Origin of the sequence: Micrococcus sp. KRD012 (assembly GCF_017168555.1) — a bacterium.
Lineage (GTDB): Bacteria > Actinomycetota > Actinomycetes > Actinomycetales > Micrococcaceae > Micrococcus > Micrococcus luteus.
This window is the reverse complement of the sequence record NZ_JABFBB010000048.1, coordinates 1-2,834: the sequence shown is the minus strand read 5'-3', so window position 1 is coordinate 2,834 and position 2,834 is coordinate 1. Positions and strand designations below refer to the sequence as shown.

The window sequence follows — 2,834 nt, the reverse complement described above, 5'->3', positions numbered from 1 at the left end:
CCGTCCCCGTCCCCACCCCGCCGACCTGCCGCCCGCCCTGGCCGCCGCCGTCACCGTGGCAGCCCGGCGGGCCGGGGGTCGCGACTCCCGCGTCCGCCGAGCGGGCCGCCTGGTCCGCCGCGGAGTCACCGGATCGGTGCGCGGCGGCGTGGCCGTGGCCTCCCCGGTGGCCCGCTGGGCCCCGCCCGTGCTCAGCGTCGCCGCGGCCTCCGCCTTCGTGCTGGCCGGGGCGAGCTCGGCGCTCGCAGGCGTGTTCGCCCGCACCGTGGTGACCCCCGTGCGCCGCCACGCCGAGTCCACGCCGATCCTCGCCGTCGTCGACACGCCCGCCGGGCAGGACGTGATCCTGCAGGCCGACGAGTACACCACCGTGCCCGGCCAGTACTCCCTCACGTTCGACGACGGCGCCGGATGCGCCCGCATCGGGGAGATCACCTCCTTCGACCCCCGGGACGGCACGGTGCAGCGCGCGGTCGAGGAGGTCTTCTCCGGCGATCTGACGACGGCGACCCGGGGCCGGTTCACCGGCTTCGTCTACCCGACCCCCGCCGACGCCGGGCTCGACGCCGAGGACGTGCAGGTGCCGGTGCCCGGCGGCCACGCCCGCGCATGGCGCATCGAGCCGGACCCCAGCGAGGACGGCGAACCCCGTCCCGCGGAGGGGCTGTGGGCGGTGATGGTCCACGGCCGCGGCGCGCGCCGCAACGAGGGCATCCGCGCCGTGCCGACCGCCCGCCGCCTGGGCATGACGTCGCTGCTGATCTCCTACCGCAACGACGGCGACGCCCCGGACGCCGCCGACGCCCGCTACGGGCTCGGCACCACCGAATGGGAGGACGTCGAGGCGGCCATCCGCTACGCCCTCGACCACGGCGCCCGGGACGTCGTCCTCTTCGGCTGGTCCATGGGCGGGGCCGTGGTGCTGCAGACCGTGGACCGCTCCCCGCTGGCCCCGCACGTGCGCGGCGTGGTCCTGACGGGCCCCGTCATCGACTGGGTGGACGTGCTGCGCCACCAGGCCCGGCTCAACCGGATCCCCGAAGCCGTGGGCCTGCTCGGCCAGTGGCTGCTGGCCAACCGGGCCGGCCGGTTCATCACGGGCCTGGCCGCCCCCGTGGACCTCAAGGCCCTGGACTGGGTGACCCGCGCCGACCACGTGCGTGTGCCCACGCTGATCCTGCACTCCGAGGACGACGAGTACGTGCCCGTCGGCCCCTCGCAGGACCTGGCCGAGCGCAACCCGGACCTCGTGCGGTTCGTCCGCTTCCACCAGGCCCGCCACACCCGCGAGCAGAACGTGGACCCGCGCAAGTGGGACACCACCGTGCGCGGCTGGCTGCGCGCCGTGCTCAGCGCCCCCCGCCCCGGCGGCCGGGGGCGCTGACCGCGCTCAGGCCGCGGCGTCCGCCAGCCCCCGACGGCGCAGCAGCGGCTCGAGCTCGGCGTCCCGGCCACGGAACGCGCGGTAGGACTCCAGCAGGTCACGCGTATCGCCCCGCGAGAGCAGCTCGTCCGCGAACCGGCGGCCGTTCTCCCGCGTCATCCCGCCGTGCTCGCGGAACCACTCCACGGCGTCCGCGTCCAGCACCTCGGCCCACACGTAGGAGTAGTACCCGGCCGCGTAGCCGCCGCCGAAGATGTGCTTGAAGTAGCCGGTGCCGTAGCGCGGAGGCACCAGGTCCGGGTCGATGCCCGCCTCGGTCAGCACCCGGCGCTCGAACGCGGCCGGGTCGGCCGTGGCGGCGTCCACCGTCTCCTCCGTCAGCGAGTGCCAGGCCCAGTCCACGAGCGCCGCGCCCAAATACTCGACCGTGCGGTGCCCCTCGCCCCACAGGTCCGCCGCCTCGAGCCGCTCCAGCGTCCCCGCCGGCAGCGGCTCGCCCGACTCCACGTGCCGCGCGTACGCGGCCAGCAGGGACGGCTCGCGCAGCCACACCTCGTTGACCTGCGACGGGAACTCGACGACGTCGCGCGGCACGTTCGTCCCGGTGAGCGAGGCGTACTCGCCCCGGGCCAGCAGCCCGTGCAGGGCGTGGCCGAACTCGTGGAACAGCGTCGTGGCCTCATCCAGCGTCAGCAGGGCCGGACGCCCCGCCGCCGGGGCCGGCACATTCATCGTGGTGAACACCACCGGGCGCTCGCCCAGGGCGTCCGCCATGTCCCGCACCGTGTGCATCCAGGCACCGCCCGACTTGGTCGGCCGCGCGAACAGGTCCGCGACGAACAGACCCACCCCGGCACCGTCCTCACCCGTCACCTCGAACACCCGGATCCCGGGGCGGTACAGGTGCCGCGCCAGCTCCGGGCGCTCGGCGAACGTGAGCCCGTACAGCGCCGTCGCCGCCGCGAACACGCCCTCGGTCAGCACCCGGTCCAGCTCGAAGTACGGGCGCAGGGCGTCCGCGTCCACCGCGAACTCCTCCCGCGCGTACGCCGCGGACAGCGCCGGCCAGTCCCATGGGGCCACCTCGGCGTCCGTCCGGCCCGCGTGCGCCGCCGCCGTCGCCGCGTCCGCCCGCGCGTTGGCCATCGCCCGCGGCGCCATCGCGGCCAGCAGCTCCTCCACGGCCGCCGTCGACGGCGCCGCCCGGTCCTTCAGCGCCTGCTCGGCCCAGCTCTGCGCCCCCAGCAGCCGCGCCTTGCGCAGCCGCAGCCGCACCATCGCCATCGCCGTCGTCAGCGTCTCGTGCTCCCCGGACCCGCCCCGGCCCGTCGACGCCTCGAACACCTCGCGCCGCATCCCCTCGTCCTGCAGGGACGCCAGCCACGGCTGCGACGTGAACAGGGACAGCGTCAGCAGCCACGGGCCCGCCGCCGCGTCCCCGTCCCCGTGC

General features: G+C 76.0%; 2 protein-coding genes. One reads left to right on the top strand and one right to left on the bottom strand.

The window, feature by feature from the left end; all coding sequences use genetic code 11:
• Nucleotides 1–1,384, top strand: a 1,384-nt coding sequence (locus J1M37_RS11270; RefSeq protein WP_241251072.1) for an alpha/beta hydrolase family protein, incomplete at its 5' end; no start/stop codon positions are given.
• Between the two features lie 6 nt (nucleotides 1,385–1,390).
• Here J1M37_RS11270 and J1M37_RS11265 read toward each other — a convergent pair.
• Nucleotides 1,391–2,834, bottom strand: a 1,444-nt coding sequence (locus tag J1M37_RS11265) for a M3 family metallopeptidase (protein ID WP_206452675.1), incomplete at its 5' end; no start/stop codon positions are given.